The following is a 20,237-nucleotide window of genomic DNA, read 5'->3' as shown; positions in this document are numbered from 1 at the left end:
GGGAGGGGGGGGGGGGGGCGAGAAAACCCACCCCGCCCCACCCCCACCGGACCAGGCCGGCCTAAGCCGGAACGTGCACCGTCTCCACCCGGCTCGCAACCAACCGCTCCCGCTCCCGCCGAGCCGCCTGCTTCCGCAACCGCAGTATCTGACTGACCCCGAACGCCTGCAGAACGAACACCACGGAGAACGCGACGGAGTAGTCACCCCCGGTGGCATCCAGCAGCACCCCGATCGCGAACAACGTCGTCATGGAGGCGACGAAACCGCCCATGTTGGTGATGCCGGAGGCAGTCCCCTGACGCTCCGGCGGATTCGCGGGCCGCGCGAAGTCGAACCCGAGCATCGACGCGGGCCCGCACGCACCGAGGACCACGCACAGCACGATCAGCAGCCACATCGGCGCATGGTCCGCGGGATAGGCGAGCGTCGCGCCCCACACGACGGCCGTCGACAGCACCGTACCGAGCGCCAGCGGCAGCCGCGCCGCATGGTGCCGGGCGACGATCTGCCCGTACACGAGGCCGATGAGCATGTTGGAGAGCACGACCAGCGTGAGGAGTTCCCCGGCCGCCGCCCGTGACAGGCCCTGGGCCTCGACGAGGAACGGCAGCCCCCACAGCAGCAGGAACACCATCGCCGGGAACTGCGTCGTGAAGTGCACCCACAGCCCGAGCCGGGTGCCGGGCTCCCGCCAGGACGCCGCGATCTGACGGCGTACGTACGCGGCTCCGTGGTGCGGGAAGGGCTCCGGCTCGTGTCCCTCGGGGTGGTCCTTCAGGAAGAGCAGCATCAGGACGAGGACGACCACACCGGCGACCGAGCTGCCCGCGAAGGCGGCCGTCCAGCCGACGCCGTGCAGCAGCCGGGCGATGACGAGCGTCGAGACGAGGTTGCCCGCCATGCCCACCAGGCCGGCGAGCTGCGCGACCATCGGCCCGCGCCGGGCCGGGAACCAGCGCGAGCCGAGGCGCAGCACGCTGATGAACGTCATCGCGTCACCGCACCCGAGCAGCGCGCGCGAGGCCAGCGCCATCCCGTACGAGGGCGAGAGCGCGAAGCCCAGCTGCCCGATCGTGAACAGGACGACGCCGAGGGTCAGCACCTTCTTGGTGCCGAGCCGGTCGACCATCAGGCCGACGGGTATCTGCATGCCCGCGTAGACGAGGAGCTGCAGGATCGAGAAGGTCGAGAGCGCGGAGGCGTTGACGTGGAAGCGGTCGGCGGCATCGAGACCGGCCACCCCCAGCGACGTACGGAAGATGACCGCGACGAAGTAGACGGAGACGCCGACCGACCAGACCGTGACCGCGCGACGGCCGCCGGGCGGATCACCGGGGAGGGTGAGCGCCGAGGAGGAGGACGAGCTCATCGGACGTCCCCCCGCGCCAGGTTGGAGAACCAGCTGACGTGGCGGTGGACCAGGGAGACGGCCGCCTCCGCGTCGCCGGAGCGCAGCGCGTCGAGGATCTCCTGGTGCTCGGTGAGCGTCTTGGTGATCCGGTCGGGGTGGGCGTGCATCACGGCGACACCCATCCTCAACTGGCGGTCGCGCAGCTGGTCGTAGAGGCGGGAGAGGATCTCGTTGCCCCCGCTGCGGACGATCTCGGCGTGGAAGCAGCGGTCGGTGACGGCGGCTCCGGACAGGTCACCGGCGGCGGCCTGCTCCTTCTGCTTCGCCAGGAGTTCGGTGAGGCGCTCGATCAGCGCGGGGGAGGCCGGGACCGCCTTGCGGATGGCGTGCTCCTCGACGAGCTGCCTGGTTTCGACGACGTCCGCGATCTCCTGTGCGGAGACGGGCAGCACGAGGGCGCCCTTCTTCGGGTAGAGCCGGATCAGGCCCTCGACCTCCAGCTTGAGCAGCGCCTCGCGCACGGGAGTCCGTGAGACCCCGACCGCGTCGGCCAGTTCGCCCTCGGTGAGCAGGGTCCCGCCCTCGTAACGACGCTCCAGCACAGCCTGCTTGACGTGCGCGTAGACGCGTTCGGCGGCGGGGGGTTGCTTCACTGCCAAAGACATGGCGACATCATAGATACAACACGTACACATGGTCGCGGGCCGTCCAGGATTCGGACGAGCGGGAAGCCGGGCGAGGGGCCAAACGGGGGCTGGGCGAGGGGCCATGTGGCGGGCCGGACGAGTGGCCGGGCAAGCGGCCGGTAAAAAGGGCACCCCAGTTCAGGAACCGCACATCTTTTTGTGCTACTCACATGTCACACAAGAAGGCGCCACTCCCAAGTGGCCGCCGTCCTGGGGCATTTGGCACCTTCGGTGCCTTCAACCTAATCGGGGTAATCGACTTGATAACCGTCATAAAGGGCGCACGAATTCGCAGAGCTGCCGCAGTGGTCGTCACCACCGGAGCCGTGCTCGCGACCGGGGCCCTCACAGCGGCGCCCGCGCAGGCCCTCGCGACCCCCACGGTCGTCGCCAAGGGCGGCTACGTGATGAACAACGGCACGGCCAAGACGCTCTACACCAAGGCCGCGGACACCCGCCGTTCCACCGGCTCCACGACGAAGATCATGACCGCGAAGGTCGTGCTGTCGCAGCCGAACCTCAACCTGGACTCCAAGGTCACCATCCAGAAGGCGTACAGCGACTACATCGTCCGCAACAACGCCTCGTCGGCCCGCCTGATCGTCGGCGACAAGGTCACCGTCCGCCAGCTGCTGTACGGGCTGATGCTGCCGTCCGGCTGCGACGCCGCGTACGCGCTCGCCGACAAGTTCGGCTCCGGCTCGACGCGTGGCGCCCGGGTGAAGTCGTTCATCGGCAAGATGAACAAGCAGGCCAAGGACCTCGGTCTGACGAACACCAAGTTCGACTCGTTCGACGGGATCGGCAACGGCTCGAACTACTCCACGCCGCGCGATCTGACGAAGATCGCCAGCAGCGCGATGAAGAGCGCCAACTTCCGCGCGATCGTGAAGACGAAGAAGTACACGGCGAAGACCGTGACGAAGACCGGCGGCACCCGCACGATGGCGGCGTGGACCAACACCAACGGTCTCCTCAGCAGCTACAGCGGCGCCCTCGGCGTGAAGACCGGCTCCGGCCCCGAGGCCAAGTACTGCCTGGTCTTCGCCGCCACCCGCAACGGGAAGACGGTCATCGGCACCGTGCTCGCCTCGTCGTCGATCTCGGCCCGCGAGTCCGACGCGAAGAAGCTGATGGACTACGCCTTCAAGAAGTAGGCGAACCACTCCGCGCAGAGGGGGACGGGCTTCGGCTCGTCCCCCTCTGCGGGTCGTACGTGGTTGCTCGCGCAGTTCCCCGCGCCCCCGAAGTTTTGGGGGCGCGGGGAACTGCGCAATCTTTTCGCTTTCAGGGGCGCGGGGAACTGCGCGACCAGCCCCCACCGCCCCGCAGCCGAGCCACTACCCCCAAGTGATCAACCGCTTGGGCTGCTCCAGGATCGCCGCCACGTCCGCCAGCACCTTGGAGCCGAGCTCCCCGTCGACCAGGCGGTGGTCGAAGGACAACGCCAGCGTCGTCACCTGACGAGGCTTGACCTTGCCCTTGTGCACCCACGGCTGGAGCTTGATCGAGCCGACGGCGAGGATCGCGGACTCGCCGGGGTTGAGAATCGGCGTGCCCGTGTCGACGCCGAACACACCGACGTTCGTGATCGTCACCGTGCCGCCCTGCATCGCCGCCGGTGACGTCTTGCCGTCGCGGGCGGTGGCGACCAGCTCCCCGAGCGATTCGGCGAGCTGGGGCAGGGTCTTGGCGTGGGCGTCCTTGATGTTCGGGACGATCAGGCCGCGGGGCGTGGCGGCGGCGATGCCCAGGTTCACATAGTGCTTCTGGACGATCTCCTGGTTGGCCTCGTCCCACGAGGCGTTGACCTCCGGGTGGCGCTTGATGGCGACCAGCAGGGCCTTGGCGATCAGCAGCAGCGGATTGACCCGCAGCCCCTGGAGCCCGTATGTGTCGGGGGCCCGCTTGATCTCCTCGACCAGCTTCATCGTGCGCGTCACGTCCACCGTGACGAACTCGGTGACGTGCGGCGCGGTGAACGCCGAGCCCACCATCGCGGCCGCGGTCGCCTTCCGGACGCCCTTGACCGGGATACGGGTCTCCCGGGCGCCGTCGTACGTGGCGACCGGGGCCGGAGCCCGGACGGGAGCGGGCGCCGACGCGGGCGCAGCCGCGGCCGGGGTCTCCTGAACGGGAGCGGCCGGGGCCACCGCCGCGTGCACGTCCTCGCGCGTGATGATCCCGTCGGGACCGGACGGCGTGACCGTCGCCAGGTCGACGCCGAGGTCCTTGGCGAGCTTGCGCACCGGAGGCTTGGCCAGCGGGCGTGCCGCCGGAGCCGCGTGCCCGTGCCCGTTCAGCTCGCTCTGGACGGCCACCGCCGCCGCGGCGGCCTCGGGCTGCTGGGCCGGAACTCCCCTGCGGGGGCGGCGCTTGGTGGAGGACTCCGCGACCCCGTACCCGACGAGGACCGGCGTGCGGCCCGCGGGCTTGGGCTTCTCCTCGGAAGCCGCGGGCTTCTCCGGAGAAGCTTCGGTCCGCTCGGCGGGAGCAGCCGGAGCGGACCCGGTTGCCGGAGCCGACGCGGCGGGCGCCGACGCGGCCGGGGCCTGCGCCTCGGCCGGCGGGGCGGCCGGAGCGGCTCCGCCGTCCACGTCCACCGCGATGATCACCTGGCCGACGTCCACCGTCGTCCCCTCGGGGAAGCGCAGCTCGTGCACCACCCCGTCGAAGGGAATCGGCAGCTCTACGGCGGCCTTGGCGGTCTCGACCTCGCACACCACCTGGCCGTCGGTGACCGTGTCACCGGCCTTGACGTACCACTTGAGGATCTCGGCCTCGGTCAGACCCTCGCCCACGTCGGGCATCTTGAACTCGCGAAGTCCCGAGGCAGTCTCAGTCATCGTCGTCACGACCCTCTCCTCAGTACGCCAGCGAGCGGTCGACGGCGTCGAGCACCCGGTCCAGGCCAGGCAGGTACTCCTCCTCCAGCCGTGCCGGCGGGTACGGGGCGTGATAGCCGCCGACCCTCAGCACGGGTGCCTCCAGGTGGTAGAAGCACCGCTCCGTGATCCGGGCCGCGATCTCCGCGCCCGTCCCCAGGAACACCGGTGCCTCGTGGACCACGACCAGGCGGCGGGTCTTCTCGACCGAGGCCTGGATGGAGTCGAAGTCGATGGGGGACATGGACCGCAGATCCACCACTTCGAGGGACTTGCCCTCCTCCTGGGCGGCGGCCGCGACCTCCTGGCAGACCTTCACCATCGGCCCGTACGCGGCCAGTGTGAGGTCGCTGCCCTCGCGCACCACGCGCGCCTTGTGCAGCGGGCCGGGGATCGCCTCGCGGTTCACCTCGGACTTGTCCCAGTAGCGCCGCTTCGGCTCGAAGAAGATCACCGGGTCGTCGCTCTGGATGGCCTGCTGCATCATCCAGTACGCGTCGGAGGCGTTCGAGGGCGAGACGACCTTGAGGCCCGCGACGTGCGCGAACAGGGCCTCCGGGGACTCGGAGTGGTGCTCGACCGCTCCGATGCCGCCGCCGTACGGAATGCGGATCACGACGGGGAGCTTGATCTTGCCGAGCGCCCGCGCGTGCATCTTCGCGAGCTGCGTGACGATCTGGTCGTACGCCGGGAAGACGAAGCCGTCGAACTGGATCTCCACCACCGGGCGGTAGCCGCGCAGCGCGAGGCCGATCGCCGTGCCGACGATGCCCGACTCGGCGAGCGGGGTGTCGATGACCCGCTCCTCGCCGAAGTCCTTCTGCAGGCCGTCGGTCACCCGGAACACACCGCCGAGCTTGCCGACGTCCTCGCCCATGATCAGGACCTTGGGGTCGGCGTCGAGGGCCGTGCGCAGCGATTCGTTGATCGCCTTGGCCAATGCCATCTTTTCCGCGGTCATCGCTACTTGCCCTCCCCTTCATCGGCGAACGACGCCTGGTAGGCGGCGAACTGGGCCCGCTCCTCGTCGACGAGCGCGTGCCCGTCCGCGTACACGTTCTCGAAGATGGCGAAGTGGTCCGGGTCCGGCATGGCGCGGACCGCTTCGCGCACTCGCCTTCCCAACGCCTCGCTCTCGGCCTCGAGTTCCGCGAAGAATCCCTCGTCCGCGTGGTTTGAAGCCTCCAGGTACGTGCGCAGGCGCTGGATCGGGTCCTTCGCCTCCCACGCCTCGCGCTCCTCGTCGGCCCGGTACTTGGTCGGGTCGTCGGAGGTGGTGTGGGCACCCATGCGGTACGTGTACGCCTCGACGAGGGTGGGCCCCTCGCCCCGGCGGGCGCGCTCCAGGGCCCACTTGGTGACGGCGAGGCACGCGAGGACGTCGTTGCCGTCGACGCGGACGCCCGGGAAGCCGTAGCCCTGCGCGCGCTGGTAGAGCGGCACGCGGCTCTGGCGCTCGGTGGGCTCGGAGATGGCCCACTGGTTGTTCTGGCAGAAGAACACGACGGGAGCGTTGTAGACCGCGGAGAAGGTGAACGATTCAGCGACGTCGCCCTGGCTGGAGGCGCCGTCTCCGAAGTACGCGATCACGGCCGAGTCCGCGCCGTCCTTGGCCACACCCATGGCGTAGCCGGTGGCGTGCAGCGTCTGCGAGCCGATGACGATCGTGTAGAGGTGGAAGTTGTTGCTGTTCGGGTCCCAGCCTCCGTTGTTCACGCCGCGGAACATGCCGAGGAGGTTGGTCGGGTCGACCCCGCGGCACCAGGCCACGCCGTGCTCACGGTAGGTCGGGAAGACGTAGTCGTCCTCGCGGGTGGCCCGTCCGGAGCCGATCTGGGCGGCCTCCTGGCCGAGCAGCGAGGCCCACAGGCCCAGCTCGCCCTGGCGCTGCAGGGAGGTGGCCTCGGCGTCGAAGCGGCGGGTGAGCACCATGTCGCGGTACAGGCCGCGGAGCTCTTCGGGGGTGATGTCGGCTACGTACGCGTCATATTCGCCATTCTTGACGCGCTTGCCCTCGGGCGTCAGCAGCTGTACGAGCTCGGGCTGGGCGCCCGGCGGCTTCTTCGCAGCGGTGCGCTTGGTACCGGCGCTGCGTCGCGGCTTGCGCGCGGCAGTGCTCTCCACGGTCACGTGTGCTCCTCCGTCGGTCCGGCCCCCGGGGTTGCCGGGTGACTGGGGGTCCCCCCAGCTCTTTAAGAGCCTGGGGGAGCGGCTCGCCTGATCTCCGTACCCGCGCACGGGGTGGGTGCTCGGCCGGGAACAGGCGTGACAGGTGCCCCGGCGAGCGCCCTGCACACAGCACGTTACCCAGTGCTCCACATTTCTGTGAAACCCCTCCTGACCTGCGTTTTTGCTTGGATTTCCGAGTACTTTCCACTCGGACTTCCAAGTACTTCGCGCCGATCCGGAACAGTCGCTGGTCAGAGCACTGGTTACAGCCTGGCAGGGGGCCGGAACACCGGCACGTTATCCCGGTCACCCCGGGGACGGGAAGAGTCCGACTGGGGCGGTCGGAAAGATCGTGTGTGAGACTGGCTCCGTGCGCGAAGAACGAAAAATCACTGTATTTCTTCTCGACGACCATGAGGTGGTCCGCCGGGGTGTGCACGAGTTGCTCTCGGTGGAGGACGACTTCGAAGTGGTCGGCGAGGCGGGTACGGCGGCCGACGCACTGGCGCGAATTCCGGCCACCCACCCGGACGTCGCCGTCCTCGACGTACGCCTGCCGGACGGCAGCGGGGTCGAGGTGTGCCGCGAGATCCGCTCCCGGGACGAAAGCATCAAATGCCTGATGCTGACGTCCTACGCCGACGACGAGGCCCTCTTCGACGCGATCATGGCGGGCGCCTCGGGCTACGTCCTCAAGGCGATCCGCGGCGAGGAGCTGCTCTCGGCGGTCCGTGACGTCGCCGCCGGCAAGTCCCTGCTCGACCCGGAGGCCACCGCCCGCGTCCTGGAGCGGCTGCGCGACGGAGGCAGCGCCAAGGGCGACACCCGGCTCGCGAGCCTCACCGACCAGGAGCGCAGGATCCTCGACCTGATCGGCGAGGGGCTCACCAATCGCGCGATCGGCGAGCGGCTCCATCTCGCCGAGAAGACGATCAAGAACTACGTCTCCAGCCTGCTGTCCAAACTCGGCATGGAACGGCGTGCGCAGGCGGCCGCCTATGTGGCCCGGATGCAGGCGGAGAAGCAGCGCTGAGTTTTCCGCGCTCTCCGTAGGGCCGTGCTTGAGTTTTCCGTGCTCTCCGTGGGGCCGCGCTGGCTTTCCGTGCTCTCCGTAGAGGCGATCAGCGCTCCGCGGACGCCGTCCAGCACTCCGTAGAGGTCGCTTATTCGGGACTTATGTCCCTCCATGGAGGGACGGGCGCCCCTTCTTCCGGTCTCGCGCGGTGCCGCACATTGAGAGGCATGCCGACCGACGAACAGCTCGCCGCCGGACTGCTCGGCCGCGTCCAGCACGGCCGCCTGGCGGCCAGCATGCGCGCGCTGCCCTTCCTGGCCACGGCCCGCCACATCGTGGTGGGCGGCCGCGTCCTGCTGCGGATGCACAGGGGACACGGCCACCACAGTGCGTGCGCGGGAAGCGTCGTCGCGTACGGCGCGGACAACCTGGGCTCCCCGCGCGGGGGCGAGGGCCACTGGTCCGTCCAGGTCGTCGGCGTGTGCGAGACCGTCGAGCCGACCGCCGCCCAGCTCGCGCTCTTCGGCCCGGCCCCGCGCCGCGTGGACGGCGCGCCCTTCGAGCCCGTGTACCTGGAGGTCACACCGGAGTTCGTCACCGTGCACTCGACGGACGGTGGCCTGGAGCTTGCACACCGGCACTGTCCGTGACAAGCCCGAGGTCAACGGCCTCTCCGGTGCCCTAACATCTGGCGCGTGCCGCGCTCATCTGTTTCGCCCGCCCTCTCCCCCGCACCCCCTCTGGGCGCCCTGCTGCGGCGATACGCCGCCGGGGTCCCGCTGGCCTGCGAACCCGTCGACCAGGGGCTGCTCAACCGCGGCTACCGCCTCGCCACCACCCGGGGCCGGTACTTCCTCAAGCACCATTTCGACCCCGAGACCGCCGACCCAGCCGCGATCGCCCGCCAGCACCGCGCGACCCAGCGCCTCGCCGACCTCGGCGTCCCGGTGGCCCCGCCGCTGACCGGAACCGACGGCCGCACGGTCGCGGTCATCGGCGGCCACGCGTACGCCCTGCATCCCTGGATCGACGGACGCCACCGCAGCGGGGCCCAGCTCACCACGGAGCAGTGCCGACGCCTGGGGGCGCTTCTGGGCGTCGTACACGCGTCCCTGGAGCGGGTGATGCCGCCGCGGCGGTCCGAGGAGCGTGCGGAGAGCGCCGACCTCGCCGACACCTTCGCCCTCATCGACGACCTGCTCGCCCGGGTACGCCGCCACCACCCGTGCGACGCCTTCGACGAGCTGGCCCGCCACCGCCTCCTGGAGCGGCGCGCCCTGCTGGAACGGCACGCGGACCGACGGCCCCCGCAGGGCGGCTCGGTGGGCTGGGTGCACGGGGACTTCCACCCCTTCAACGTGCTCTACCGGGGAGACACCCCCGCCGCGATCGTCGACTGGGACCGCCTCGGCGTCCAGCCGCAGCCCGAGGAGGCGGTCCGCGCCGCGGTGATCTTCTTCGTACGCCCCGCCGGCACGCTCGACCTGACGAAGGTACGGGCCTACGCGCGCGCGTACCGGCGCTCCGCGCGGGCCACCCCCTCCGAGCTCTCGGCCGCCGTGCACCGCGTGTGGTGGGAGCGGCTCAACGATTTCTGGATACTGCGCTGGCACTACGAGCGCGGGGACACCCGCGCCGACCCGCAGTTCCCCGCGGTCTCCGCGCTGGCGGTGTGGTGGACGCGGGAGTACGACGCAGTGTGCGAGGCGTTCGTGGGGTGAGGCCGAACCGACTCAACCGTGTCAGCCGGCTCACTCGGCGCGGTCGTCTCAGCCGTGGGGCTCGTGAAACGGCACGCGCGCGTGGAGCCCGATTCCGGGTTCCACGCGCGCGTGAAGCGTGTTGCGAAGGGGCCGGGTCAGCCGGTCCCGCCTGCTACGTCACCGACTTCGCCCGTCGGCTCGCCCGACGGTGTCGGATCGTCTGGCGGAGTCGTCTCCGGGTCCGATTCCGTCGGATCGTCCGTCGGAGTCGTCTCCGGGTCCGTCGGCTCGCTCTTCGTAGGAGATGGGGTGTTGCTCGGCGATGGTGTGTACGACGGCGTGTAGTCCGGGTCGCCGCCCGTGCCGGTGTCCTGGTCCGTGGGCTCGTCCGTGGGCTCGTCGGACGTGCTCTCGCTCGGTGTCGTCTCCTTCTCGGTCTGCGAGGTGGTCGGCGTCTCCTTCGTACCGCCCCCGCCGTCGTCGCCGTTGCCGTTCTGCAGCGCCAGCGCGACCCCCGCCGCGATCGCGACCACCGCGAGAACCGCGAGGATCCACAGCTTGCCGCGGCCGCTGCCCCGGTTGCCGTGCCCCTCGAAGCCCCCGTCGTCGCCGCCTCCGCCACGGCCGGGCTGCAGCATCGGTGACGGGATCTGGGTGGTGCCCGAGTCGCCGGGGTGCGGCAGCCCGGCGGAGCCCGCGAGGCCCATCGCCGGGGTGTTCACACCCTCGTGCATCTCCACGGGACCGGTGTTCCAGGTCCCGGTGTGGCCGCCCTGGTCGTACAGCATCTGCAGCCCGTACTGGGTGAGACCGCGCATCTCCTCGGCGGTCTGGAACCGGTCGTCCGGCTCCTTCGCGAGCGAGCGCATGACCAGGCCGTCCAGCTCCGGCGGCGCCGCGTCCGAGACCTCGGAAGGGGGCACCGGGATGTCCTGGACGTGCTGGTAGACGACCGACAGCGGGGTCTCACCGGTGAACGGCGGCCGCAGCGCGAGGAGCTCGTAGAGGAGGCAGCCCGTCGCGTACAGGTCGCTCCGGTGGTCGACCGCCTTGCCGAGCGCCTGCTCCGGCGAGAGGTACTGGGGCGTGCCCATGACCATGCCGGTTTGAGTCATTGTCGACTGGGCGCCGTGCAGGGCGCGCGCGATGCCGAAGTCCATCACCTTGACCGCGCCGGTGTTGGTGATGATCACGTTCGCGGGCTTGATGTCGCGGTGCACAATGCCGTGCTGATGCGAATAAGCAAGCGCTTCCAGCACTCCGGAGACGATGATGAGTGCCTGCTCGGGCCCGGGCGCCTCGGCGTTGAGCAGCAGGTCACGGATCGTGCGGCCCTCGACGAGCTCCATCACGATGTACGGGACGACCTGGTGTCCGACCACGTCCTCGCCGGAGTCGTAGACCGCCACCACCGCATGGTGGTTGAGCCCGGCCACCGACTGTGCCTCGCGTGTGAACCGCGCCTTGGACACGGGGTCTTCTGCCAGGTCGGAACGGAGCAGCTTGACCGCGACCGTCCGCCCCAGCCGGACGTCCTCGGCGGCGAACACCTCGGCCATGCCGCCCCGGCCCAGTCTGTGGGTCAGCCGATACCGGCCGTCGCCGACCAGCCCGCCGTTACCCCACAACTCCGGCGCATCTGACATACCGCCGCCAGTCGCCTCGGGGTCGGACGGGCCCTGAGCGCGCTGCTGCTGTGCCATCAGTCCTCGCCGTCGTTTCTGTCCGCACCGGTCGAAGTACGCGCGGTGGTTGTTACGGTCTCCGTCGGGCCACGCTACAGCCTCCGCGAGAGAGGCCGACCCGAGATGGACCGGCCATGAAACCCACACCCGGTCCGCGGGTGCAAATTCTGTGTACCGGCCGTACGGCACCTGTAACGCTTCCGCGACTCTTCTTTCGCGTACGGTCACGGAACGGGCACCGAGCTTGACGTGTCAGTGCCCTCCGGCAGACTTGGCCGGGAATAACACTAAGGATCACCGCCTCGGGGGCCACATCAGCAGCTTCGGCCCGCGTGACGGGGCACGCCGATGGGGGACGCAGAGACATGAGCCAGGACGGCGCACACGACCGGTACGCGGGGCGTTCGGTCGCCGGCGGGCGCTACCAACTGCGCGACCTGCTCGGCGAGGGCGGCATGGCCTCGGTCCATCTCGCGTACGACTCGGTGCTCGACCGACAGGTCGCGATCAAGACACTGCACACCGAGCTCGGCCGTGAGCAGGCCTTCCGCGAGCGCTTCCGCCGCGAGGCCCAGTCGGTGGCCAAGCTCACGCACACGAACATCGTCTCGGTCTTCGACACCGGCGAGGACGACCTCGACGGGGCGACGACTCCGTACATCGTCATGGAGTACGTGGAGGGCCGCCCGCTCGGCTCGGTCCTCGACCAGGACATCGCCCAGTACGGCGCCATGCCCGCCGACAAGGCCCTGAAGATCACCGCGGACGTGCTGGCGGCGCTGGAGATCAGCCACGAGATGGGCCTGGTCCACCGCGACATCAAGCCGGGCAACGTGATGATGACGAAGCGGAACGTCGTCAAGGTGATGGACTTCGGCATCGCCCGCGCCATGCAGTCCGGTGTCACGTCGATGACGCAGACCGGCATGGTCGTCGGCACCCCGCAGTATCTGTCGCCGGAGCAGGCCCTCGGCCGGGGCGTGGACGCCCGCTCGGACCTGTACTCGGTCGGCATCATGCTGTTCCAGCTGGTCACCGGGCGGCTGCCGTTCGAGGCGGACTCGCCGCTGGCCATAGCGTATGCGCACGTCCAGGAGGAGCCCGTCCTGGCCTCCTCGGTCAACCGCTCGCTGCCGCCGGCCGTGGACGCGCTGATCACCCGCGCACTGAAGAAGAACCCCAACGAGCGTTTCCTGAACGCCGAGTCGATGCGCGACGAGTGCCTGCGCGTGGCCCAGTCGTTCCAGGCCGCACCGCCGAGCATCGTGCCGGGTGCCCAGACGTCGAGCGGCGCCGGTGTCGGCTCCGCGGTGTTCCCGCCTGTCGACCAGTCGGCCCAGGCTCCGCAGGGCAACGTACAGACGCCGTACCAGCCGGGCGCCTACGGTCCGCCGACCCCGGCGCACTCGTCGACGCCCGCCCCTTCTTCGTACGGCTATCCGCAGCAGGGCGGCTACCCGACGCCGGCCCAGACCGCCGCGTACTCCCCGCAGCAGGGCTACTCGACCCCGCCGCCGTACACGATCACGCCGCAGCAGTCCTCGGCGCCCGCCTCCGGGGGCGGGCGCAAGAGCAACATGCCGGTGATCGTGGGCTCGATCGTCGTCGCGCTGGCCGCCGTCGGCGGGCTGATCGCCGCGCTGCAGCTGGGCGGCGGGGGCGACGACGACAAGGGCGGCGGCAGCGAATCCAGCCCGTCGGCGTCCGTGGTGGCCGGGCACAAGGGGCCGGACACCACGAAGAAGATCGAGAAGACCGAGTGCACGGAGCCCGACGAGTCGTACAACGACGCCGACAAGATCAAGGTCCCGGACTTCAAGTTCAAGAACATGGACTCGGTGAAGACATGCCTGCAGGCGGCGGGCTGGCAGTACGAGAGCCAGCCGGTCGACGAGAACGCCTACGGCCAGGACACGGTGATGAGCCAGATCCCCGCGGCGGACGCGGACGTCGACCCCAAGAGCATGCCCAAGATCCAGCTCTATGTGTCGACGGGCAATCCCGCCTGATTACTTGACCGTTCGGACCCACCAGGACCGTTCGGACACGCGAAGGGGCCCGGCATTTCTGCCGGGCCCCTTTCGTCCGCGCGCTGTTCGGAGTGATGGGAGTCGTCGGAGTTACGGGTGCAGATTCGGGTTCGGACCGCAGTTACAGGTACGGACCCCCGACACGGCCGCCCGCTCGCGGATCGTCGTCGTCCTCGCCGCCGCCCACACCCGGCGGAAGCGCCCGGCGCATGGACTCCAGCTGGGCGCGGGCCGCCATCTGCTGGGCGAACAGGGTGGTCTGGATCCCGTGGAAGAGCCCTTCGAGCCACCCGACCAACTGGGCCTGCGCGATCCGCAGTTCCGCGTCGGAAGGGATTCCGTCGTCCGTGAACGGCAGGGAGAGCCGCTCCAGTTCGTCGACGAGGTCGGGAGCGAGACCGTCCTCCAGCTCCTTGACCGAGCTGGCGTGGATCTCCTTGAGCCGGACCCGGCTCGCCTCGTCGAGGGGTGCCGCACGCACCTCCTCCAGCAGCTGCTTGATCATGCTCCCGATGCGCATGACCTTGGCGGGCTGCTCCACCATCTCCGTCACCGGGACCTCACGGGAGTCCTCGTCTCCTCCGCCGCCGAGAGCCATCCCGTCCTGGCCAACGACCAGGATCTGGGGGTTCTCCGGCGACCTTTCGTTCCTCGGCATCTCCATGCCGCCATTCTCTCGCACCCGCACACTTCATCACCCTGGTGCCCCCTCCCGGGCGTGATCCACCATGTACGCACCGGCCTCGCGCGTCAGACCGGCGGCGTGGGCGGCTGCGGCGGATCGGTGGCCGCCGCGTCCGCGAGCCGCAGCAGCCGGGCCTCACAGTGGTCGAGCCACCGCATCTCGGCCTCCGCACGGAAGACGAGGTGCTCCAGGACGAGCAGCCGGGCCACCTCGTCCCGGTCCGCGGGGCCCTCCGCGAGCGCCTGGGCCCGCAGCCGGGTGTACGTGTGCATCGCCTCCGAGAGATACCGCCGCTGTGTCTCCACGATCGCCCGTATGTCGGCCCCCGGCGCCCCGACCGCCATGGCCAGCTTGATCGCCAGCTCGTCGCGCGGCAGGTTCGTGCGCTCCACCGGACGCGTGAACCAGGACCGCAGCTCGGCCCGGCCCGCGTCCGTCAGCGCGTACACCACGTGTCCGGCCTCGTCCGCACCCTGCTGGACGACCAGACCGTCCCGCTCCAGCCGGCCCAGCGTCGTGTAGACCTGCCCGATGTTCAGCGGCCAGGTGGAGCCGGTGCGCGCCTCGAACTCGGTGCGCAGCCGCGAACCGTAGCGGGGCCCACGCTCCAGAAGCGCCAGCAGACCGTGACGTATCGACATAACCGGTATCTCTACCCTGTACATCTGTGCACGCCAAGGGTGTCACTGAGGGTGATCGCGTCGGCACCCGGCGATCGAGATGCCGGTGCGGGCGCCTCGTGTGACTCTGGTGCCGTCGATCTTGGTTCCTTCGCACCAGGAGGGGGTCACCGACGTGCCTCCATGGCTCCGCGCCCTGCGCGTGACCGGCCTGCTGCTGGTCCTGCTGGCGGGCCCCGCTCCGATGTCGTACGCCGTCCCGTACGTCTTCTCCTACGAACCCGCGCCCGGCGAGTCACGGGCAGGCAGCCGGGCCGGAGAGGGCCGCGAGCGGCCGGGCCGGCCACCCGCGCCGACGGAGGAGGAGACAGAGGAAGAGCAGGCGGAAGAGGAAGCGGAAGCGCAGTACGAGGCTCAGGAGGAGGACGCCGGGGCCGGTCACCCGGACGGTCCAGCGGACGGCGAGCAGTCGGAGGGCGCTGTCGCCCCCGAGACGCCCGGGAACACCGTGCCCACGTCCCGCCCGCCGGTCGACGCCGAGCAGGCCGCCGGCCGCGTACGCGCCACGGAACCCGTCCTGCGGGTCCTGCCCCTCGGCAGCGGACTGGTCCTCATCGGCCTGGGCCTCGGCCTCGCGTTCGTCGCGCTGCGCGTACGACGAAGCTGAGGCGGGACCGGCCCGCGGCCCCGCCTCAGCCCCGGCCGTCGAGTCCTACGGAAGCGTGAGCAGCACCTTCCCGATGTTCCCGCTCTCCTCCAGCACCCGGTGCGCCGCGGCCGCGTCGCTCATCGGCAGCTCGCGGTCGACCACCGGACGTACGTGACCCGCGGAGACCAGCGGCCAGACATGCTCCCGTACGGCCGCGACGATCGCCGCCTTCTCCCCGGCGGGACGGGCGCGCAGCGAGGTCGCGGTGACGGCGCCGCGCTTGCCCAGGAGCGTCGCGATGTTCAGCTCGCCCTTGATGCCGCCCTGCATACCGATGATCGCGAGCCGTCCGTTGACCGCGAGGGCCTTGACGTTCCGGTCCAGGTACTTGGCGCCCATGTTGTCGAGGATGACGTCGGCGCCGGCCCCGTCGGTGGCGGCCTTGATCTCCTCGACGAAGTCCTGCTCGCGGTAGTTGATCAGCACGTCCGCGCCGAGCTCGGCGCAGAAGTCCAGCTTCTCCTTGCTGCCCGCGGTGACGGCGACCTTCGCGCCGACGGCCTTGGCAAGCTGGATCGCCATGGTGCCGATGCCGCTCGCCCCGCCGTGCACGAGGAGCGTCTCGCCGGGGCGGAGGTGGGAGATCATGAAGACGTTGGACCAGACCGTGCAGGTCACCTCGGGCAGAGCGGCCGCCTTGTCGAGCGCGACCCCCTCGGGCACGGGCAGCAGCTGCCCGGCCGGCACGGCCACCTTCTCGGCGTACCCGCCACCGGAGAGCAGCGCACACACCTCGTCCCCGACGGCCCACCCCGACACACCGGCACCGACCGCCGCGATCCGCCCGGAGCATTCGAGACCTGGGTACGGGGACGAGCCGGGCGGCGGATCGTAGAACCCCTGCCGCTGCAGCAGATCAGCACGGTTCACCGCGCTCGCCGCCACCTGGATGAGGACTTCCCCGTCGCCGGGAACGGGGTCCGGCGCCTCCGCCCACTTGAGCACTTCGGGGCCGCCGGGCTGGGTGATGGTCACTGCCTTCATGGGGCCGACGCTACTCCTGTCACACAGCGTGTCCCTGCCGGCCCGTTCGACCATCGGCGGCAGTTCGTCCGCCTCGCCCTCGATGCGCAACTCGACCATGAGCCCGGCCGACGAAGCCTCCGCGGTCAGCTCGGTGAGGTCGGCGCCGACCGGGCGCAGCGGTGCGTCGTCGGTCTTCTCCCGCAGGACACCGATCACCTCTCCGAGCCGTTCCACCGCGTCCCCTGCCCTGACCCTGATGTCGCCCGCGGCCTTAAGACCGCCCGGATCGAGAACCGGCCGGAAACCAGCCCTCCCGGCCAGGGCCACACCGTTGATCGCCACGCTGTCCATGCACGCGACGGTACGGACGTCGAGGGCGGTCCGACACTGCCGAAAGTCCAATGCCCGCGCCTGCGCCCCCGGTGGGCGAGGTTCAGTCCTGCCTCAGTGGCCTCATGTCCGGTGCGACACGGGTGTGGGGGGTGACGCGGACGATGGTGATCAGACGGTCCGTCAACTGCAGCTTGCCGATGGCGGGATCGTCGTAGCCGAGGACGCGGTGTCCTCGTACGACGCTGACCACCAGGTCCTCGGTCTCGCGGACGCCCTTGCCCACCTCGGCCTTTATGACGGGTCGTTCGACGATGTCGAGGCCGCTGCCCTGCTGGATGAGGTCCTCCATGACCATGCCCGCGCTGGGGCTGAGCACGGAGAGACCGAGGAGGCGGCCGGCCGCGCTGGCGCTGGTGATGACGGCGTCGGCACCGGACTGCTTGAGCAGTGGCGCGTTCTCCTCCTCGCGCACGGCGGCCACGATCTTCGCCCCGCGGTTGAGCTGCCGGGCCGTCAGCGTGACGAGCACGGCGGTGTCGTCGCGCTGGGTCGCGATGATGATCTGCCGCGCCCGCTGGACCTCGGCACGGATCAGTACGTCGCTGCGGGTGGCGTCGCCGACCACGCCCGCGTACCCGTCAGCCGTCGCCGCGTCGATCACCTTGAAGTTGGGATCGACGACCACGACCTGCTCCTTCTTCAGCCCCGTCGCGCACACGGTCTGAATCGCCGAGCGGCCCTTCGTGCCGAACCCGATGACAACGGTGTGCTCCCTCAAGGCGGTCCTCCAGCGGTTCAGTCGCCACTCCTCCCGGGTGCGTTCGGTGAGGACCTCGAGAGTGGTGCCGACCAGGATGATCAGGAACATCACGCGCAAGGGCGTGATCACGAAGATATTGGTGAACCGGGCGGCGTCACTGACGGGGGTGATGTCGCCGTATCCGGTGGTGGAGAGCGTGACGGTCGCGTAGTAGAAGGCGTCGAGCAGGTCGACCGAGCCGTCCGAGTTGTCGTTGTAGCCGTCGTGGTCGGCGTAGACGATGAGGGCGGTGCCGACCAGCACGAGCAGCGCGATGGTGACCCGCTTGGCGACCTGCCTCAGGGGATGTTCCACCCGTCGGCGGGGCAGTTTCACCCGGCGGGTGACGAGGCGTTCGTCCGCGTGACGGGCGATCGCGTCCTGGCCCGGAAGTTTCACGTGAAACACACCCCGATCCCGGCCGTCGCCCAGGGCAGGTCGAGAATCTCCAGCTCCTGGCCGGGGCGCGCCCCGCCGGGCGGCACGACCGCGAGCGCGTCGGCCACGGCGATGCCCCGCAGCATGGCCGGTCCGTTGTAGTGCAGCGGCACGGCCCGGTCCTCGCGCAGGACGACGGGGATCAGCCGGGTGTCGTACGGGTGGCCGTGCACGGTCTCCTTCAGGGGCAGCGTGTACGTCTCCGGGGCCGCGCGGCCCGCGAGGGTGCGCAGCAGGGGTTCGGCGAGCGTGAGCAGGCCGGATACGGCGGCGAGGGGGTTGCCGGGGAGGCCGACGAGGTGCTGGTTCTCCTTGGTGCGGGCCAGGAGCATGGGGTGGCCGGGGCGCACCTTGACGCCGTCCACCAGGAGCTCGGCGCCGATGCGGCGCAGGGTGGGGTGCACATGGTCGACGGGGCCCGCGGCGGTGCCGCCGGTCGTGACGACGAGGTCGGCGTCGGAGTTCTTCAGGGCCTTGCGGAGGGCTTCGGCGTCGTCGCCGAGCCTGCGTACGGCGATGACGTCCGCGCCGAGCGCGCGCAGCCAGGACGGCAGCATGGGGCCGAGCGCGTCCCGGATCAGTCCGTCGTGGGGCAGGCCCTCGGTGAGCAACTCGTCCCCGAGGACGAGGACTTCGGCGCGGGGCCGGGGGAGTGCGGAGACGGTGTCGTATCCGGCGGCCGCGGCGAGCCCGAGCACGGCCGGGGTGACCACCGTGCCGCGCTGCAGCAGGGGATCGCCGGAACGGCACTCCTGGCCCCGGGGACGGATGTCCTGCCCGGGCACGACCTCCCGGGTCGCGTGGAGCCGTTCCTTCTCGTCGGTGCGGCCGTGCTCGCTGCGGATCACCGCGGTGACGTCCTGCGGGATCCGCGCGCCGGTCGCGATACGGACGGCCTCGCCGTCGGTGAGGCGCTCGGGCTCGGCGTGACCCGCGAGGACTCCCTCGGCCCGGACGTCCCAGGGTCCCGGCCCGGCGACGGCCCAGCCGTCCATCGCGGAGGTGTCGAACGACGGCAGGTCCGTGAGGGCGGTGAGGGGAGCGGCGAGGACGAGGCCCAGCGCGGCGTCGAGGGTTACGGAGACGGGGGGGGCGTCCGGCCTGCGAGGCGCTCGCCCGGCGAGGGCGCGGGCCTCGGGCCAGGGGGTCGCCCTGTGGTGGCCGTGCTTGGCCGTGTGGGCGCGGGAGGGTCCGTCGGCGGCGTGTTCCCCGTGTTCACGGCTGCCGCCCCGCGGTGACGGCTGGGGCACGGCGGGAGAATCTCCAGTGGCTCCGGAGCCGTCGGGCACCTGCGCACCGCCTTCCTTGGCCAGGGCGAGGGCCTCCTCCACGTCGAGGTCGTCGAGGCCGACCTCCTCGTACTGCCCCGGGGCGGTCATCCGGCGTCCGGGCGGGATTCGGGAGCGGCGGTCTCAGAACCGGTGCTGGTGCCGGTGGTGGTCCCAGTGCTGGTGTCGGACGGGGCCGTCGGAGGTGGTGCGGTGCCGTCGTCCGTCTCCGCCTCAGCCGCCCAGCGCAGGGCCAGCGCCGTCGCCTTGCGGGCGGCCTCCGCGACCGCCTCCGGGCCCCCCTTGGCCTGCGCCGCCGCATACCCCACGAGGAACGTGGTCAGCGGCGCCGCCGGACGGGCCACGCCGTGCGCGGCGTCGCGGGCGAGGTCGAGCAGGGTGGCGGTGTCGACGTCCAGGTCGATGCCGAGCTCGTCCTTGACTGCGGTGATCCATTCATCCAACACGTGCCCATGCTCCCTGATACGTGTCCGGGCGGCGGCGATGTCGTCCCAGGTGTCGCAGTCGAAGGACGCGACGGGGTCGGTGATACGGGTGAGTTCGAGCGCAGCGGTGAGCCGGCGCAGCGGCAGCCCGGTCAGTTCGCCGTGCTCGGTACGGAGGGCCGCAAGCTCGCGGCGCAGCGCCGTACTCCGGTACGCGGCCACCAGCGGCTGGTCGCGGCCGCCGGAGTCGGTGAGCAACACGCCCTCCGTGCCTGCCTCTTGAAGAGCGGTCAGCAGCCGCTCGACCGTCTTCTCGTCCAGGAACGGCAGGTCGGCGGAGAGCACCACGACGTACGCGGCGGTGGTGTGCCGGAGGCCGGCGTCGAGGGCGGCCAGCGGGCCCCCGCCGGGCGGGTCCTCGCGCGCCCACTCCACCGGACGCGGGG

The 20,237-nt window shown here is 70.5% G+C and carries 18 protein-coding genes; 6 read left to right on the top strand and 12 right to left on the bottom strand.

Annotation, left to right across the window (positions count from 1 at the left end; all coding sequences use genetic code 11):
• Nucleotides 1-61: 61 nt before the first annotated feature.
• Both O3Q52_RS25745 and O3Q52_RS25740 read right to left on the bottom strand, forming a co-directional pair.
• Nucleotides 62-1,372: a nitrate/nitrite transporter gene (locus tag O3Q52_RS25745; protein ID WP_269651122.1), complete on the bottom strand. Its 1,311-nt coding sequence runs from the start codon at nt 1,370-1,372 to the stop codon at nt 62-64.
• A complete protein-coding gene (locus tag O3Q52_RS25740) occupies nt 1,369-2,019 on the bottom strand; it encodes a GntR family transcriptional regulator (RefSeq protein ID WP_055613030.1) in 651 nt (216 codons plus the stop codon). The genes O3Q52_RS25745 and O3Q52_RS25740 overlap by 4 nt, the downstream gene beginning before the upstream one ends.
• Nucleotides 2,020-2,300: 281 nt before the next feature.
• Between O3Q52_RS25740 and O3Q52_RS25735 the strand changes: the two genes are divergently transcribed.
• Nucleotides 2,301-3,197, top strand: coding sequence for a D-alanyl-D-alanine carboxypeptidase family protein (locus O3Q52_RS25735; protein WP_269651121.1), 897 nt, complete (start codon nt 2,301-2,303; stop codon nt 3,195-3,197).
• 183 nt (nt 3,198-3,380) lie between these two features.
• Here O3Q52_RS25735 and O3Q52_RS25730 read toward each other — a convergent pair whose 3' ends face one another.
• From O3Q52_RS25730 to pdhA, 3 genes are read right to left on the bottom strand one after another with little or no spacing between them, the layout of a single operon-like run.
• Nucleotides 3,381-4,895, bottom strand: a complete 1,515-nt coding sequence (locus tag O3Q52_RS25730) for a dihydrolipoamide acetyltransferase family protein (protein WP_269651120.1) — start codon at nt 4,893-4,895, stop codon at nt 3,381-3,383.
• A gap of 10 nt (nt 4,896-4,905) precedes the next feature.
• A complete protein-coding gene (locus O3Q52_RS25725; RefSeq protein ID WP_143641408.1) occupies nt 4,906-5,886 on the bottom strand; it encodes an alpha-ketoacid dehydrogenase subunit beta in 981 nt (326 codons plus the stop codon).
• A gap of 2 nt (nt 5,887-5,888) precedes the next feature.
• Nucleotides 5,889-7,055, bottom strand: coding sequence for a pyruvate dehydrogenase (acetyl-transferring) E1 component subunit alpha (gene pdhA / locus O3Q52_RS25720; protein ID WP_055613033.1), 1,167 nt, complete (start codon nt 7,053-7,055; stop codon nt 5,889-5,891).
• A 409-nt stretch (nt 7,056-7,464) separates the two neighbouring features.
• Between pdhA and O3Q52_RS25715 the strand changes: the two genes are divergently transcribed.
• The 3 genes from O3Q52_RS25715 (at nt 7,465) to O3Q52_RS25705 (ending at nt 9,830) form a co-directional block, all read left to right on the top strand.
• Complete coding sequence (locus tag O3Q52_RS25715; protein WP_269651119.1) at nt 7,465-8,127, top strand: response regulator transcription factor; 663 nt, start codon at nt 7,465-7,467, stop codon at nt 8,125-8,127.
• 209 nt (nt 8,128-8,336) lie between these two features.
• The gene (locus O3Q52_RS25710) at nt 8,337-8,759 is read left to right on the top strand and encodes a pyridoxamine 5'-phosphate oxidase family protein (protein ID WP_269651118.1); all 423 of its coding nucleotides are present in this window, start codon (nt 8,337-8,339) and stop codon (nt 8,757-8,759) included.
• Between the two features lie 45 nt (nt 8,760-8,804).
• Complete coding sequence (locus O3Q52_RS25705; protein ID WP_269651117.1) at nt 8,805-9,830, top strand: phosphotransferase; 1,026 nt, start codon at nt 8,805-8,807, stop codon at nt 9,828-9,830.
• Between the two features lie 137 nt (nt 9,831-9,967).
• Here O3Q52_RS25705 and O3Q52_RS25700 read toward each other — a convergent pair whose 3' ends face one another.
• Nucleotides 9,968-11,515: a protein kinase gene (locus O3Q52_RS25700; RefSeq protein ID WP_269651116.1), complete on the bottom strand. Its 1,548-nt coding sequence runs from the start codon at nt 11,513-11,515 to the stop codon at nt 9,968-9,970.
• Nucleotides 11,516-11,862: 347 nt separating this feature from the next.
• On the opposite strand from O3Q52_RS25700, the gene O3Q52_RS25695 reads away from it, so the two are divergent.
• Nucleotides 11,863-13,506: a protein kinase gene (locus O3Q52_RS25695; protein WP_269651115.1), complete on the top strand. Its 1,644-nt coding sequence runs from the start codon at nt 11,863-11,865 to the stop codon at nt 13,504-13,506.
• A 142-nt stretch (nt 13,507-13,648) separates the two neighbouring features.
• On the opposite strand, the gene O3Q52_RS25690 is transcribed toward O3Q52_RS25695, so the two are convergent.
• Both O3Q52_RS25690 and O3Q52_RS25685 read right to left on the bottom strand, forming a co-directional pair.
• Nucleotides 13,649-14,191, bottom strand: coding sequence for a bacterial proteasome activator family protein (locus O3Q52_RS25690; protein ID WP_143641401.1), 543 nt, complete (start codon nt 14,189-14,191; stop codon nt 13,649-13,651).
• Between the two features lie 86 nt (nt 14,192-14,277).
• The gene (locus O3Q52_RS25685; protein WP_269651114.1) at nt 14,278-14,853 is read right to left on the bottom strand and encodes a PadR family transcriptional regulator; all 576 of its coding nucleotides are present in this window, start codon (nt 14,851-14,853) and stop codon (nt 14,278-14,280) included.
• Between the two features lie 154 nt (nt 14,854-15,007).
• Between O3Q52_RS25685 and O3Q52_RS25680 the strand changes: the two genes are divergently transcribed.
• Nucleotides 15,008-15,499, top strand: a complete 492-nt coding sequence (locus O3Q52_RS25680) for a hypothetical protein (protein WP_269651113.1) — start codon at nt 15,008-15,010, stop codon at nt 15,497-15,499.
• Nucleotides 15,500-15,544: 45 nt separating this feature from the next.
• On the opposite strand, the gene O3Q52_RS25675 is transcribed toward O3Q52_RS25680, so the two are convergent.
• From O3Q52_RS25675 to O3Q52_RS25660, 4 genes are all read right to left on the bottom strand, one after another.
• Complete coding sequence (locus tag O3Q52_RS25675) at nt 15,545-16,525, bottom strand: NAD(P)H-quinone oxidoreductase (RefSeq protein ID WP_269651123.1); 981 nt, start codon at nt 16,523-16,525, stop codon at nt 15,545-15,547.
• A gap of 415 nt (nt 16,526-16,940) precedes the next feature.
• Entirely contained in the window at nt 16,941-18,047 is a 1,107-nt protein-coding gene (locus tag O3Q52_RS25670; protein WP_269651112.1) for a TrkA family potassium uptake protein, read from the bottom strand.
• Nucleotides 18,035-19,456 carry a molybdopterin molybdotransferase MoeA gene (locus O3Q52_RS25665; RefSeq protein WP_269651111.1) on the bottom strand — a complete coding sequence of 474 codons (1,422 nt, stop codon included), beginning with the start codon at nt 19,454-19,456 and terminating at the stop codon, nt 18,035-18,037. Before O3Q52_RS25665 ends, O3Q52_RS25670 begins: the two co-directional genes overlap by 13 nt.
• Nucleotides 19,453-20,237 (bottom strand): DUF6457 domain-containing protein (locus tag O3Q52_RS25660; RefSeq protein ID WP_269651110.1); only part of this gene is annotated, 785 nt, incomplete at its 5' end. The genes O3Q52_RS25660 and O3Q52_RS25665, both read right to left, overlap by 4 nt.

Origin of the sequence: Streptomyces sp. ActVer (assembly GCF_027270795.1) — a bacterium.
Classification (GTDB): Bacteria; Actinomycetota; Actinomycetes; order Streptomycetales; family Streptomycetaceae; genus Streptomyces; species Streptomyces umbrinus_A.
Note: the sequence above shows the minus strand (reverse complement) of the source record. Positions and strands in the feature narration are given on the sequence as shown.